The sequence below is a fragment of the Micromonospora sp. AKA38 genome (assembly GCF_027925725.1).
Classification (GTDB): domain Bacteria; phylum Actinomycetota; class Actinomycetes; order Mycobacteriales; family Micromonosporaceae; genus Micromonospora.
On sequence record NZ_BNEI01000002.1, the window covers coordinates 507,555 to 519,588 of the forward strand.

13 protein-coding genes are annotated in these 12,034 nt (G+C 73.6%); 4 read left to right on the forward strand and 9 right to left on the reverse strand.

Going from position 1 to position 12,034, the window contains the following annotated elements; genetic code table 11:
- Nucleotides 1-35 precede the first annotated feature (35 nt).
- The gene (locus tag TPA0908_RS05860) at nt 36-944 is read right to left on the reverse strand and encodes a hypothetical protein (protein ID WP_281935373.1); all 909 of its coding nucleotides are present in this window, start codon (nt 942-944) and stop codon (nt 36-38) included.
- Nucleotides 941-1,375 (reverse strand): hypothetical protein, encoded by a 435-nt coding sequence (locus TPA0908_RS05865; protein ID WP_281935375.1) that lies wholly within the window; start codon nt 1,373-1,375, stop codon nt 941-943. Before TPA0908_RS05865 ends, TPA0908_RS05860 begins: the two co-directional genes overlap by 4 nt.
- Before the next feature lie 143 nt (nt 1,376-1,518).
- On the opposite strand from TPA0908_RS05865, the gene TPA0908_RS05870 reads away from it, so the two are divergent.
- On the forward strand, nt 1,519-4,980 hold the full coding sequence (locus tag TPA0908_RS05870; RefSeq protein WP_281935377.1) for a CHAT domain-containing protein: 3,462 nt from the start codon (nt 1,519-1,521) through the stop codon (nt 4,978-4,980).
- A 43-nt stretch (nt 4,981-5,023) separates the two neighbouring features.
- Here the strand turns inward: TPA0908_RS05870 and TPA0908_RS05875 are convergent, their stop codons facing one another.
- The 4 genes from TPA0908_RS05875 to TPA0908_RS05890 form a co-directional block, all read right to left on the reverse strand.
- The gene (locus TPA0908_RS05875; RefSeq protein WP_281935379.1) at nt 5,024-6,163 is read right to left on the reverse strand and encodes a tetratricopeptide repeat protein; all 1,140 of its coding nucleotides are present in this window, start codon (nt 6,161-6,163) and stop codon (nt 5,024-5,026) included.
- A gap of 97 nt (nt 6,164-6,260) precedes the next feature.
- Nucleotides 6,261-6,494 (reverse strand): DUF5522 domain-containing protein, encoded by a 234-nt coding sequence (locus TPA0908_RS05880; RefSeq protein ID WP_281935381.1) that lies wholly within the window; start codon nt 6,492-6,494, stop codon nt 6,261-6,263.
- A gap of 96 nt (nt 6,495-6,590) precedes the next feature.
- On the reverse strand, nt 6,591-7,568 hold the full coding sequence (locus TPA0908_RS05885; RefSeq protein ID WP_281935383.1) for an asparaginase: 978 nt from the start codon (nt 7,566-7,568) through the stop codon (nt 6,591-6,593).
- Nucleotides 7,565-8,206: a class I SAM-dependent DNA methyltransferase gene (locus TPA0908_RS05890; protein ID WP_281935385.1), complete on the reverse strand. Its 642-nt coding sequence runs from the start codon at nt 8,204-8,206 to the stop codon at nt 7,565-7,567. The genes TPA0908_RS05885 and TPA0908_RS05890 overlap by 4 nt, the downstream gene beginning before the upstream one ends.
- 215 nt (nt 8,207-8,421) lie before the next feature.
- Here TPA0908_RS05890 and TPA0908_RS05895 point away from each other — a divergent pair, with 215 nt between their 5' ends.
- Nucleotides 8,422-8,958, forward strand: a complete 537-nt coding sequence (locus tag TPA0908_RS05895) for a hypothetical protein (RefSeq protein WP_281935388.1) — start codon at nt 8,422-8,424, stop codon at nt 8,956-8,958.
- Between the two features lie 24 nt (nt 8,959-8,982).
- On the opposite strand, the gene TPA0908_RS05900 is transcribed toward TPA0908_RS05895, so the two are convergent.
- Nucleotides 8,983-9,918 (reverse strand): DUF2332 domain-containing protein, encoded by a 936-nt coding sequence (locus tag TPA0908_RS05900; RefSeq protein WP_281935390.1) that lies wholly within the window; start codon nt 9,916-9,918, stop codon nt 8,983-8,985.
- A 226-nt stretch (nt 9,919-10,144) separates the two neighbouring features.
- Nucleotides 10,145-10,273: a hypothetical protein gene (locus tag TPA0908_RS05905; RefSeq protein ID WP_281935391.1), complete on the reverse strand. Its 129-nt coding sequence runs from the start codon at nt 10,271-10,273 to the stop codon at nt 10,145-10,147.
- A 412-nt stretch (nt 10,274-10,685) separates the two neighbouring features.
- On the opposite strand from TPA0908_RS05905, the gene TPA0908_RS05910 reads away from it, so the two are divergent.
- Together TPA0908_RS05910 and TPA0908_RS05915 are read left to right on the forward strand one after the other, a co-directional pair.
- Complete coding sequence (locus TPA0908_RS05910) at nt 10,686-11,528, forward strand: helix-turn-helix domain-containing protein (RefSeq protein WP_281935393.1); 843 nt, start codon at nt 10,686-10,688, stop codon at nt 11,526-11,528.
- 9 nt (nt 11,529-11,537) lie between these two features.
- On the forward strand, nt 11,538-11,714 hold the full coding sequence (locus TPA0908_RS05915) for a DUF397 domain-containing protein (RefSeq protein ID WP_281935395.1): 177 nt from the start codon (nt 11,538-11,540) through the stop codon (nt 11,712-11,714).
- Nucleotides 11,715-11,767: 53 nt separating this feature from the next.
- On the opposite strand, the gene TPA0908_RS05920 is transcribed toward TPA0908_RS05915, so the two are convergent.
- A complete protein-coding gene (locus TPA0908_RS05920) occupies nt 11,768-12,004 on the reverse strand; it encodes a DUF2188 domain-containing protein (protein ID WP_281935397.1) in 237 nt (78 codons plus the stop codon).
- Between the last annotated feature and the right edge of the window lie 30 nt (nt 12,005-12,034).

Sequence of the window (12,034 nt, forward strand, 5' to 3'; positions counted from 1 at the left end):
CGTACGGGTCGGTCGGCGGGGACGGAAGGCCCCGGCTAGGTGCCCTTGCGGAGGATTCGGGTCACGACCTCCCCGTCGCCGGGCGTGAAGCATCCGTCGACCGGATGCCCGAGCGCGACCGCGAGCGCGGACGCGTGCAGGTCGACCGTGGCCTCGACGAGCTGCGCGAGGTTCCCCATCGACATCCGACCGCGCCACCATCCCACCGCCCACACGCCGGCGCCCACCACGGCCGCCGGCCACCACCGCAGGCCGAGGAGGAGATAGAGACCGCCCCAACCGGCCAGCCGGCCGGCGGCGGCGAACTCGGCCTGGGCCCGGACGAGGGCATTCCGAACCTCGTCCGGGACGGTCAGCCAGAGCCGGGGCCACGCGGAGGCGAGATCCAGGTCGTACGCGGTCCGGATCCGCTCGTCCACCGCGTGCATCCGATCACCCATCCAGGTGGGCAGCCGCGGCTCGACCATCGAGATCCGGTCGCGGGCGGCGGCCAGCGCCGCGGTGTCCGGCACCTCCGGCGGCGGATCCGCGGGGCGCACGCCGCGCAGCACGCGGGCCTTCTCGATCAGCGCCTGCTCGTACCGGGTGACCACGCGCCGCCACCGGCGGCGACGCCGGTGCACGAAGGACCGCCCGACCGGGCCCCAGGTGGCGGTCCAGGCGTAGGTCACCACCTGTCCCAACCCCTGCGCGAGCGCGGCGGCAGCCACCGCGCCGGTCACCACCGCGACGGCGAGGAGCGCAACCGCGCCGTTGCCGCGCCTGGTGGCCGACTCACCGAGCTGGTCGACGGCGGCGGCCAGCATGTCGACGTCCGACCACCGGCCGTGCCCGAGTCGGCCGGCCACCGCCACCGCGCCGACGAAGACCATCCCGGGCAGCAGGAGAGCCTGCAGCCACCGTTCGGCGAGCTTGCCCCCGAGTGAGGTGACGAACGCCGTCATCGGTCCAGCCGGAACAGCAGGAGCGGACGCGCCCAGACCGCGCACGACGGCGCGGCCGTGGCCCCGGGACGCCGGATCTCCGTCCGGTCACACAGGTTCCCCGGGCAGACGTACACCTCTTCGAGCGGTCGACCGGTGCCGATGGCGGGCAGGCCGGTGAACCCGTCCGGCAGGACCTCCCCACCGCGCGCGGCGCCGAGCACACCGGTCAGGCCGTGCCGACGCAGGAGATCCGCCACCTCGTCCAGCGCCACCCGGACCGCTTCCTCGGTGGCGTCGTCGGCGCGTAACCGGGCCAGGACCGGCTCCGCCTCCGGACCGGTGAGGTCGACGAGGTCGGCGACGTCGACCATGTCCGCGCAGACACGTGCCACGTTCGCGGCCGTCGGGTCGCTGATCCGGCGACCTGGTGGCCGCTGCACGTGGCTCATCCGCATCCGTTCCCGTCCCGCCGCAGGTGGGTCGACCGCCCGTCTGACCTTCGCCCGGGCGTACGACAGAACCGACAGTAGTGCTCGGCGCCAACGGCTGCGACGATCGACATCGGTGAGTCGCGACGTCAACGGGGAGGGGCATGACATCCGACCACGATCTGGTGGCCGCGCGTCTGTGGGAGGGGGTCCGCCTGCTCCAGGCGTACCCGGACGACCATGATCCCGGCCGGCTGGACCGCGCCGAGTCGCTGCTGCGTTGGGTCCTGCGGCACGGGTCCCGCGAGTCCCGCCCGGGCGTCGCGCAGAACCTCGCGGTCGTCGCCGTGCTGAGGTGGGGGAACGATCGGCGGCGACGCCACCTGGACGAGGCCGTCGACCTGCTCCGGTTCGCGCTCGCCGCCACCGACGAGCCGGGCCTCGAATCGCTGTGCCGCTACCAGCTCGCCACGACTCTGCGGCGGTACGACGGCCCGGACGAGTTGGACGAGTCGATCGACCTCTTCCGCCGGCTCGTGCGGTCCCCCACCGACAGGCAACCCGACCTCGACCATCTCGTCGGTGCCGCGGAGGCCCTCCAGGGCCGCTACCGGTCCGGCCGGCGGCGGTCCACCGACCTGGCCGAGGCCGTCGACCTGTACGAGCGGGTGCTCGCCGTGGCCGCGCCGGAGCACCCGCGCCGGGCCGCCTGGCTGCGTGCCTGGTCGGACGGACTGGCGATCCGGTGGGAGGCCGGGGGTTCCGAGACGCTGGTCGACGAGATGGTGGAGGCCTGGCGGGCGATGCTCGACCTGCACCCCGCCGGCGTCCCCGACCACGCCTTCTGTCAGTTCGGCCTGGGTGAGACCCTGCTGCGGCGGTTTCGGCTCGGCCACGATCCGGTGGATCTGGAGGAGGCCGTGGTCCTGCTCCACCAGGCCGTCCGGGCGACCGCGGCGGATGACGGCGACGCCGTGCCGATCAGGGTGGTGGTGTCCGAGGCGTTGATGGCCCGGGCCGGCCTGACCGGCGACACCGCGAATCTCGACGCCGCGTCGGCCGTGCTGGAGGCCACCGACGCGGTCGACGACCCCGACCACCCCCACCACGTCGCCGTACTGCTCCAGTCGGCCGGGGTGCGGCTGCTGGCGTACCAGCTCAATGGCGCTCTCCCGGCCCTGGACGAGGCGATCGGCTACGGACGACGGGCCCTCGCAGCGGCCGGGGACGACGACACCATGAACCTGACGGCTGCCGGCGGGCGGCTCGCCGAGGCGCTGCGGCACCGTTACGAGGTGGCCGGCACACCCGCCGACCTGGACGAGGCGATCGACGCGCTGCGCGCGGTGCTGACCCGGCTCCCCGACGGCAACCGCACGTCGGCGGTGGCCCAGCTCGCGGTCTGCCTGCTCACCCGGGCCGAGACCACCCGGCACACCGCGGACTGCGAGTACGCGGTCGAACTCCTCCGTGGCGAGCTGGCCCGCCTGGAGCGGGACGGGACGCCGAACCACCACCGGCGGCTGACCCTGCGCCATCTCGGTGCCGCCCTGACGCAGCTCTACCACCGTCGGCACGAGCCGGAGCTCCTCGCCCAAGCCGCCGACGCCTACCTGGCCATTCCGGCGGACGTCGACGAGGGGCATCCCGACTCGATCGCGGCCGTCGTCGACACGGCCGACCTGGCCCAGATCATCCACCGGGAGACCGGTGACGTGGATTCGCTGGACCTGGCCGTCGGCCTCCTCCGGCGCGTGCTCACCCTCGCCGGGCGGGCCGATCCGCAGCGCCGGGTGCTCGTCGACAAGCTCGGCTACGCGCTCCGCAAGCGCTACGACGCCCGGGGCGAACCCGCCGACCTGCACGAGTGCATCGAGCTGATGCGGGAGGCGACGGCTCTGTTCCCGGCCCGGCATCCCGGTCAGATGGCGTCCCGGTTCTCGCTCGTCCAGGCGCTGCGCGCCGAGCACCTGCGCACCGGCGAGCCGGGCCCGTTGCGGGAGGCGGAACGGGTGGCGACTGTCGCCACCGGCGTCGAGGCGGCACCGGTTTCCCGGCGGGTCGAGGCGCAGGCGGCGCTCGGCTACGTACGCGCCTCACTCGGTCGTTGGGAGGATGCGACCGACGCGCTGGCCACGGCGGTGGCGCTGCTGCCCCGGCTCGCCTCCCGCGACCGCCTGCGGGTCGACCAACACCACGACCTGGCCGAGACCGCCGGGGTCGCCGGCGGGGCCGCCGCGCTCGCGCTCACCGCCGGACGACCGGAGCGCGCCCTCGAACTCCTGGAGCAGGCGCGCGGGGTGCTGTTGGGTCGGCGTCTCGCCGCCCGGGGCGGCCTGGCGGCGCTGTGGCTCGCCGATCCCGACCTGGCCCGGGAGTACGTGCGGCTACGCCGGGAGATGGACGCCCCGGAGCCGGGCGGGCGGGGCGCGGAGCGCGGCAGGTACGACGGCGGCCGGGATCGGGAGGCGGAGTGGACGGCGCTGGTGCGGCGGGTCCGCGCCCTGCCCGGCCTGGCGGACTTCCTGCGTCCGGCCACCGCCGCCGAGCTGCTGGCCGGGGTCGGCGAAGAGCCCGTGGTGGTGATCACGCCGAGCCTGTACCGCTGTGACGCACTCGTCCTGCGCCGCGGCCACCTGGCGGTGCTGCCGCTGCCCGAACTGAGCCTACGGACGGCCACCGAGAACGTCGACCGGCTGCGGACGGCGACCGGGCGGGCCCACGACCCCGGTGTGCGGGCCCGCGACCGGCTGGCGGCCCAGCAGGTCGTACGGGAGATCCTGGACTGGCTGTGGCGGGTCGCCGTGCGGCCGGTCCTCGACCACCTGGGGCTCGCCGCCGTCGTGGGCGAATCCGCCGTCCGCCCCCGGCTGTGGTGGTGCCCCACCGGCCCGATGGCGTTCTTTCCGCTGCACGCGGCCGAGCCGGCTCCGCCGGCCGGAACGGCACCGGACGGCGCGTTGGATCGGGTGGTCTCCTCCTACACCCCGACGGTCGAGGCGCTCCGCCGACTGCGTTCGGCCCAGCCGGACGGCCGGGGCGGGACCCGCACCTACGTGGTGGCCATGCCCGAGACCCCTGGGGGTTTCCCGCCGTTGCCCGCCGCGCTGCGGGAGGCGGAGGCGGTCGCCGCCGCCCGGGGAGACGTGGAGATCGACACAGGCGCGGCGGCGACCCGCGAGCGGGTGCTCCACGGCCTGTCCACCGCCACCCACGTCCACCTCGCCTGCCACGCGCTCGGCGATCCGTACGACCCGGCGACGGGCCGGCTGCTCAGCCACGACCACGCCGAGCATCCGCTGACCGTCGGCGACATCGCCAACCTCGGGCTGGAGCACAGCCAGCTCGCGTTCCTGGCCGCCTGCTCCACCGCACGGTCCACCCCGGAACTCGCCGACGAGGCGGTGCACATCACCGGGGCGTTCCAGATCGCCGGCTTCCGGCACGTGATCGGCACGCTGTGGGAGACCGACGACGACGCCTCGCTGGAGATCGCCCGGCGCTTCTACCCGGCGGCGGCGGCCCGGCCCCCGGCGTACGCGCTGCACGAGGCGGCCCGCGCGCTACGCGACAGGTATCGGCTCAGCCCCACGCTGTGGGCCACGCACGTGCACGTGGGCCCGTGACCGCGCCCGGGTCGACCGTGGGCCGCTCGCGTCCCGGGTGCCGTCATCGGCCGCCGGTCGTCGCGACCAGTGCCCGCACCTGCTGGGTCTGCGGATGCCCGGGCCCGAGGGCCCGCTCGCAGGCGGCGAGGCACTCGCGGGCCTCCCGCCTGGCCCGTGTCCGCTGCCCGTCGGCAACGAGCGCCTCCACCAGCCCGACCCGGGCCGCGAGCGTCAGCGGATGCTCGGCGCCGAACGTCCGGGTGAAGTCGGGTACGGCTGCGTCCAGCGTTCGTACCGCCTTGTCGGTCCGGCCGCTGCGGCTCAGGGCGTTCGCCAGCCCGTGCCGGGCGTGCAGGGTCACCGGGTCACGCCGGCCGAGTGCCTCCTCGGCGTCGGCCACCACCGCCGTGACGACGCGCAGCGCGTCACGGACGCGGTCGAGACTCATCAGCAACGTGGCGTGGTTGCTGCGGGCCTGGAGCGTGACCCGGGCCCGCTGCCCCTCGCTACGGCGGAGCCCGGCCACCACCTCGGTGCACAGCCGCTCGGCCTCGTGCAGGTCGCCCAACGAGTGCACCGCGCTCATCAGGCTCATCTTGCTGAGCAGGGTGCGCGAGGCAGTGGGTCCCTCCGAGCGCACCAGGCTCTCGGTGACCGCACGGTGCGTCCGTTCCGCCTCCTGGAGCCGGCCGAGCCGGTGCAACATCTCCCCCAGGTTGGTGCCGCTGGTGAGCGTGTCGGAGTGGTCGGGACCGAGGACCCGCCGCCGTCGGTCGTACACCTCCTGTTGCACCTTCGCCGCGTCGGCGTCCCGGCCCAGCGTCTGCAGGGCGAATCCGAGGCTGTGCTGGGTGGCCAGGGTGTCGGGGTGGTTCGGCCCGAGCGACGCCCGCTGCGCGCCGAGGACGGACCGGTACGTCGAGACGGCCTCCGCCACCTCGCCCTGTTTCATCAGGGTCTGCGCGTGGGCGCGGCCGGCCGCGATGGTGCGGGGGTCGGTGTCGCCGTACTCCTCGGCGGCGTAGTCCCGTCGCAGAGCCGAACTCATCGTCGGGCCGAGTGTGACCTCGATGATGGGATGTCCGTCCGGCGCTGTCCGGGACGTGACCGTGAACGGCGCGTCGGGGTCGTCGCCGACACGGGTTGGCCGCTGCTCCGCCGGCTTGCCGGACCGCCACAGCCGCTTCCAGAACCCGCTCATGGACGCATCCTCCGATAGCCTGTGGGTCTCGGCGCACCACAATGGTCGCACCCGAGCGCAACCCTGCGTGTCGGCCCGGGCACGCGCCGAACGTGCCTCAGTCGGTCAGGTACGGACAGTGCCGGCAGCCCCGCCCGCAGCACGTGCCCCGGCGGGCCAGGAAACCGGCGCTGAGCACGAAGAGACCGGTCTCCGGGTCCGGGTAGCCGGCCTCCCCGGCGGCCAGCGCGGCGGCGTGCGCCGCCAGGATCCGCTCCCGCCCCGGGTGCGCCGGCGGCAGCCGCGACGGGTGCGGCTCGGTCAACGGCCGGTCCGCCAGCTCCTCACTCACCGCTGGAGTGTAAGGAGGGGCCCCCGGTTAACGCCTCCCGCATAGGCGGGGCCCCTTCTGAACGGCAGGTGTTAAGAGGGGGCCCCGCCTTACACCTCAGCCGTGCCGCGCGAACGCCTCGGCGATGGCGCCGGAGTCCGCGCCGGCGGCGAGCAGCAGCCGCAGCAGCACCTTCGCCTTGTACGGGTGGAGCAGCCCGCCGTCGACCAGCCCGCGCCGCCGCAGGTCCCGCTCCGAGCCGACCGCGCCGTAGGTGTCCCGCAGCACCGACCCGGCCCCGGTGCGCGAGGTCAGCACCACCGGCATCCGTCCGGCCAGCGCGCCCAGCGCCGGGGCGAACGCCGGCGGCACGTGCCCCACCCCGAACCCGGCCACCACCAGCCCGTCCCGACCGGCGGCGAGCGCGTCGAGCAGCGCCACGTCGTCGTCCAGCGTGACCGTGTGCAGCGCCACCCGGACGGCGGCCAGCCGGTCGCGGCCCACCGCCGGCAGCGGCGCGTGCCGGGGCGGCCGGGTGAGCACGCGTACCCGCCCCTCGATCACGTGCCCGAGCGGCCCGGCGTCCGGCGAGGCGAACGTGGCCGTACCGGTGCTGTGGCTCTTGCGGACGAACCGCGCGGCGTGGATCTCGTCGTTCATCGCCACCAGCACGCCGAGGTCCCGCGCGGCCGGCGCGGCGGCGACCCGGACCGCCGCGAGCAGGTTCGCCGGCCCGTCCGGGCCGGCGAGTGTCGGGTTGCGCATCGCGCCGGTGAACACCAGCGGCGCGGCGCGCGCCCAGACCAGGTCGGCCAGGAACGCGGTCTCCTCCAGCGTGTCGGTGCCCTGGGTGACCACCACGCCGGTCGCCCCGCCGTCGACCGCCGCAGCCGCCGCGTCCACCAGATCGAGGATCTGCCGGTACGCGAGCGCGGCGCTGGGCACCGCCTCGACGTCACGCACGTCGAGTGGGATGTCGGCAAGCCCGGGTACGGCGGCGGTGAGGTCGGCGCCGGTGAGCCGGGTGACCACTCCCCCGGCGTCGGCGTCGGCCATCGCGATGGTCCCGCCGAGCGTGAACAGTGCGACGCTCATCCGCCGGCCCGCCGCGCGAACAGGAACGCCTGGGGCTGGCGCTCCGCGCCGACCGGCGCCCGGAGCAGCGTGGCCGTGACCGTGAGTCCGGCGGCGGTGAGCTGCTCGGTGAGCCGCTCCGGTGACAGCCAGTGCACGTCGTACGCGACCGCGTGCCCGTAGGCCCGAGCCCGCCGGTCGACCCGGTCGCCGGCCTTCACCGCGAGCAGCAGGTGGCCGCCCGGGACGAGCGCCCGGTGGAAGCCGGCAAAGACCTCGGGCAGCAGCTCCGGCGGGAGGTGGATGATCGAGTACCAGGCGACGAGCCCGGCCAGGGACGCGTCGGTCGCGACCGACTCCGTCATCGAGCCGACGTCGAAGCGCAGCTCCGGGTGGGCCCGGCGGGCCACCGCCACCATGCCGGGCGACAGGTCGACGCCGGCCACGTCGAGGCCGAGACGGCGCAGGTGGGCGGTGACCCGGCCGGTGCCGCAGCCGACCTCCAGCACCGGTCGATCCGGCCCCACCGTTTCGGCGAACGCGGTCAGTACGGCCCGGTCCAGCGGCGGCTCCGCCACGTCGGGCAGCAGCCGCGCGTAGTCCTCGGCGACGGTGTCGTAGGCGTCCCGGGTCTCGGCCAGCCAGCGCGGTTCGGCCACCCCGCGACCCTACCGGCCCGCTCCGCCCCACCCCATCCCTCCACCCCCACGCTCGCTTTCCCGGAAAGCGTGGCCATTCGGGCCCGGATGACCACGCTTTCCGCGAAACAGGGCGGACGGGTGGTGGGTGAGGTCGGGATGTGGACGGGGGCGGACCGCGAGATCCGGGGTGGCGTGGCGCTGTTACCGTCGCCGCGACCGTCCAAGGAGGACAGATGACGAGATCGGCCGCGACGATCGTGGTCGCCGGCGCGCTGTTGGCCGTCGCCGGCTGCGGCACCGACGAGACGGCGACGCCTGACGAACTGCGCGACCCCTGCGCGCTGCTCCCGGCCGACCTGCTGACCCGGCTCGCGCCGGGCGCGTCGCCCAGCGCCTCGGCAAACCTCGGTGACCGCAGCGGCTCCCGGGAGTGCGCGGTCGACCTGACCAGCGGCACCACCATGCGCGGCGACCTGGTCGTCACCGTGGCCGTCGACGCCGAGGGCATGTACGACGACCGGTGGCGGCGGGACCGGTGCGCCAGGATCGGAAGCGACCTGACCGGCGGCGGACCGGGCGACAACTCCTGCGTGGCGGTGCGCCCGTGGGACGGCGGGGAGACCCGGTTCGACGGCTGGGCCTGGCGGGGTGACAGGTACGAGGTGCGCGTCGCGTACCAGGTGGTCGAGCCGAAGACGTTGCCGGCCGGCGCGGAGGCCGACCTGCGCGGGGTGCTGGCCGCCGCGATCGACTCGCTGCCCGCGGACTGACCGTCGGGCCGGCCGCGGCGGCCGTCAGCCGAACCAGGTGGCCGCCTGCCCGTGGCCCCGCGTCCAGGCCAGCGGTCGGCCGTCGAGCGCGAGCAGGTTGTGGAACCCGCCGTCCGGCGGGTCGGGGACGCCCGCCCCCGGCAGCAGGGTCGGGTCCTCGTTGGCGAGCCAGTGCCCGGGCAGCGTCCGGACCAGCTCGGTGAAGGCCGTCCGGCGGGCCGGCGGCACCTGGTAGAGCACCGAACTGTGGAAGATCACCAGCGTCGCGCCGGCCGGGGCGCGGGCCGCCAGCGCCGGCAGGTCGTCGACCAGGTCACCGCGGACCAGCAGCGGTGGGTCGGCCCCGGCGACTGCCGCCGCCGCGCGCAGCCGTTGGCGCCGGTGCGTGTGTTCGGGCCAGATCAACGCGTCCAGCCAGGCCAGGTCCGCCGGGTCGGTGACGTCGAGCGGGTTCATGTCGAGCCCGGCCCGCCACACCACCTCCGGCCGCCGGTCCGGCGGGGCGACGCCGGTGAGCGTGCAGTCGAGCACCGGCTCGCCGTCGCCGATCCGTCGGTCGCCGTAGCGGTACGTGTACCGGTCCGGGTAGAGGCACAGGCCGGCGGAGGCGCCCACCTCCAGCAGCGCCAGCGGCTGCGGCAACGCGGTGAGCACCGGCAGCAGCACCGCGCAGCGGCCGGCCTCGTTGGTCTGCGTGGCCCGGGCCCGCATCTGCGCCGCGATCTCCGGCCAGTGCGCCAGCACGTGCGCGCGGAACGCCGCCGGGTCGTCCACCGGGCCGCCGCGCAACCGGACCACACCGAAGAGCAGGTTCGGCTGACGCTTCGCCGGCGGCAACGTGTCGAGCATCGCGAGCAGTTCCGGGTCGCGCGCCACGGCCCGCGACAACCGTTCGTACGCCGGGGACAGGCCGTGTGCCTCGCGGTCGGCGAACGCCTGATAGATGTCGGCCGTGCTCATCGCCTGAGCATCGCAGCTCCTCGCGTACTCGGGTCTGTGACCGTGCACACCTAACGTGCCTCGGGCCGACGTCGGCGGAGACCGCGAGAAATCTCCTCCAGATGGCATTGCTGGTGCTGACGGACCATCGCCTCCCAGACCTCCTGGTCGAAGTCCGGGTCGGGCGGGATCCAACGGTGGGAGCCATCGCAGTAGTGGAAGCGTTCGTCGCCCCGGCTGATGGCACTCATCGCACCCACCCGAGGAAGCGGCGGTGCAACAGCCCGGCCGAGACCCAGGTCAGATCCTCGGTCGCCCAGACCAGATAGGACCCCATGTAGAGGGCCAGCGACAGGGGCACTCCGGCGAACTCCACCCGCAGCTCATGGCGTCGGGTCGCGCAGGGCCAGGGTGCGCCGCATCCACCGCAGCTCCAAGCCGGCAATACCGGCACGTGGGCAGTCACGTCTCTTCCTCCCCAGGCCAGTGGCCACTACGGATCGGGATGCGGTGACGGGCGCGGCATGGCAGGTCGGCACCGCATCGACAGATACGCCGCCACCGCTGCCATGACCAGACCGGACGGTGTCGCCGGGCGAGGGTCAACGCGACCGCCACCAGGTACTCCTCGTACGACACCCGGTTACGCAAGAGGTCTCCTGCCGTAGCCCACCGCTGCCATGCACGGCTAATTTTGCGCGCGCATTTTCGGATGGTCAACCATCTACGCGCATGCAAATTGGCGTGTCGCGTTCCCCAAGGCCACTCTGAGCGGAACAATCACCGCCATGGAAAGCCCGACGTTCGTTCGCTTCCAACTTGGCTCGCAGTTGCGCCAGGCCAGAGAGCAGGCTGATGTCACCGCCGAGCAGGCCGCCGACATCATCGAGGTCACCGCGAGCACACTTCGACGGATCGAGGCAGGCCGTGTCGGCATCAAGGGGCCGGCGCTGAACGCTCTGCTGGACCGTTACGGCGTGACCGACATCGAGTTGCGCGAGACGTTGCTGTCGATGGCACGCACCGGCAAGCAACGCGGCTGGTGGGCGAAGTACGGAGACCTGCCCTCGTCGTACCGGCAATACATCGGCCTGGAATCCGCAGCCGAGGAGGTACAGAACTTCGAGACGCTTGTCGTACCCGGCCTGCTCCAGACGCCGGCATACACGCGGGCGATGATGGCGGAGGACGCCTTCGAGCCATCACCCGACGCGGTCGAGAGGCGAGTTGCCGTCCGAACGCACCGCCAAGAGCTGATCTCCTCTGGCAAGCTCCGCCTCGTGGCCGTACTGGATGAAGCTGTCCTCCAACGCCAGATCGGCGGGGCTGCCGTCATGGCCGACCAGCTCACCGCCTTGCTCGATGCGAGCAGCCGGTGGAACGTCACGATTCAGGTGATCCCGTTCCGGGAAGGCGCGTACGCCTCCATGCTGTCCAGCTTCCACATCCTCAACTTCGCCGACGGCCCGAGCGTGGTCTACATCGAGGGCCTGACGGGTGACCTCTATGCGGAGGGCGAGGATGTACGCCGCTGTACGGTGGTGTTCAACAGCCTGCGCGCAGCGGCCTTGTCACCCACTGACTCGGCCGCGATGATCGAGGAAATCCGAGGCGCGCGGCTCACCGAGTAGGAGGCGGACGTGGACTCGCAGTGGCGCAAGAGCAGCCGGAGCGGCAGCAACGGAGCCTGCGTCGAAGCTAGGTACGTCAACATGACGGTTGAAGTCCGCGACAGCAAGAACCCCTCGGCCCCCAACCTCGGGCTCCCCCGCCAGAGCTGGGTGGCCTTCATCGCTGGGCTGAAAGCCAGCCGGTAGGACCCAGAAAGGCAAGCGGGGCGCACGCCTTCGCGTACGCCCCGGCCCTTCAACTAGCGTGCGTCGCGGGGCGGATTCGGATCGTTGCCGTAGCTGTCTCGCTCACGGATCTGACCGTCTCTGCCGTGAAGATAGAACTCCGTCTGGTCCGCCCGAGCCGCCGGTCGCCCCGCCCTCTCGGCTTCCGCCTGGGTAGCGTGCACCGACGATGCCCGCTGATTTCCCTCTCGAACCACAGCCCAGTCGCCGTCCCGAGGGACGACGTGCACTGGCTTCGCCTTACCAGGCATAACTCCTCCGTTCCTACTCGATCAACTTGC

Bases quoted from the DNA above. Each gene is read 5' to 3' on its own strand.
- TPA0908_RS05860 (WP_281935373.1), bottom strand. From the start codon at position 944: ATGACGGCGTTCGTCACCTCACTCGGGGGCAAGCTCGCCGAACGGTGG.
- TPA0908_RS05865 (WP_281935375.1), bottom strand. From the start codon at position 1,375: ATGAGCCACGTGCAGCGGCCACCAGGTCGCCGGATCAGCGACCCGACG.
- TPA0908_RS05870 (WP_281935377.1), top strand. From the start codon at position 1,519: ATGACATCCGACCACGATCTGGTGGCCGCGCGTCTGTGGGAGGGGGTC.
- TPA0908_RS05875 (WP_281935379.1), bottom strand. From the start codon at position 6,163: ATGAGCGGGTTCTGGAAGCGGCTGTGGCGGTCCGGCAAGCCGGCGGAG.
- TPA0908_RS05885 (WP_281935383.1), bottom strand. From the start codon at position 7,568: ATGAGCGTCGCACTGTTCACGCTCGGCGGGACCATCGCGATGGCCGAC.
- TPA0908_RS05895 (WP_281935388.1), top strand. From the start codon at position 8,422: ATGACGAGATCGGCCGCGACGATCGTGGTCGCCGGCGCGCTGTTGGCC.
- TPA0908_RS05900 (WP_281935390.1), bottom strand. From the start codon at position 9,918: ATGAGCACGGCCGACATCTATCAGGCGTTCGCCGACCGCGAGGCACAC.
- TPA0908_RS05910 (WP_281935393.1), top strand. From the start codon at position 10,686: ATGGAAAGCCCGACGTTCGTTCGCTTCCAACTTGGCTCGCAGTTGCGC.
- TPA0908_RS05920 (WP_281935397.1), bottom strand. From the start codon at position 12,004: ATGCCTGGTAAGGCGAAGCCAGTGCACGTCGTCCCTCGGGACGGCGAC.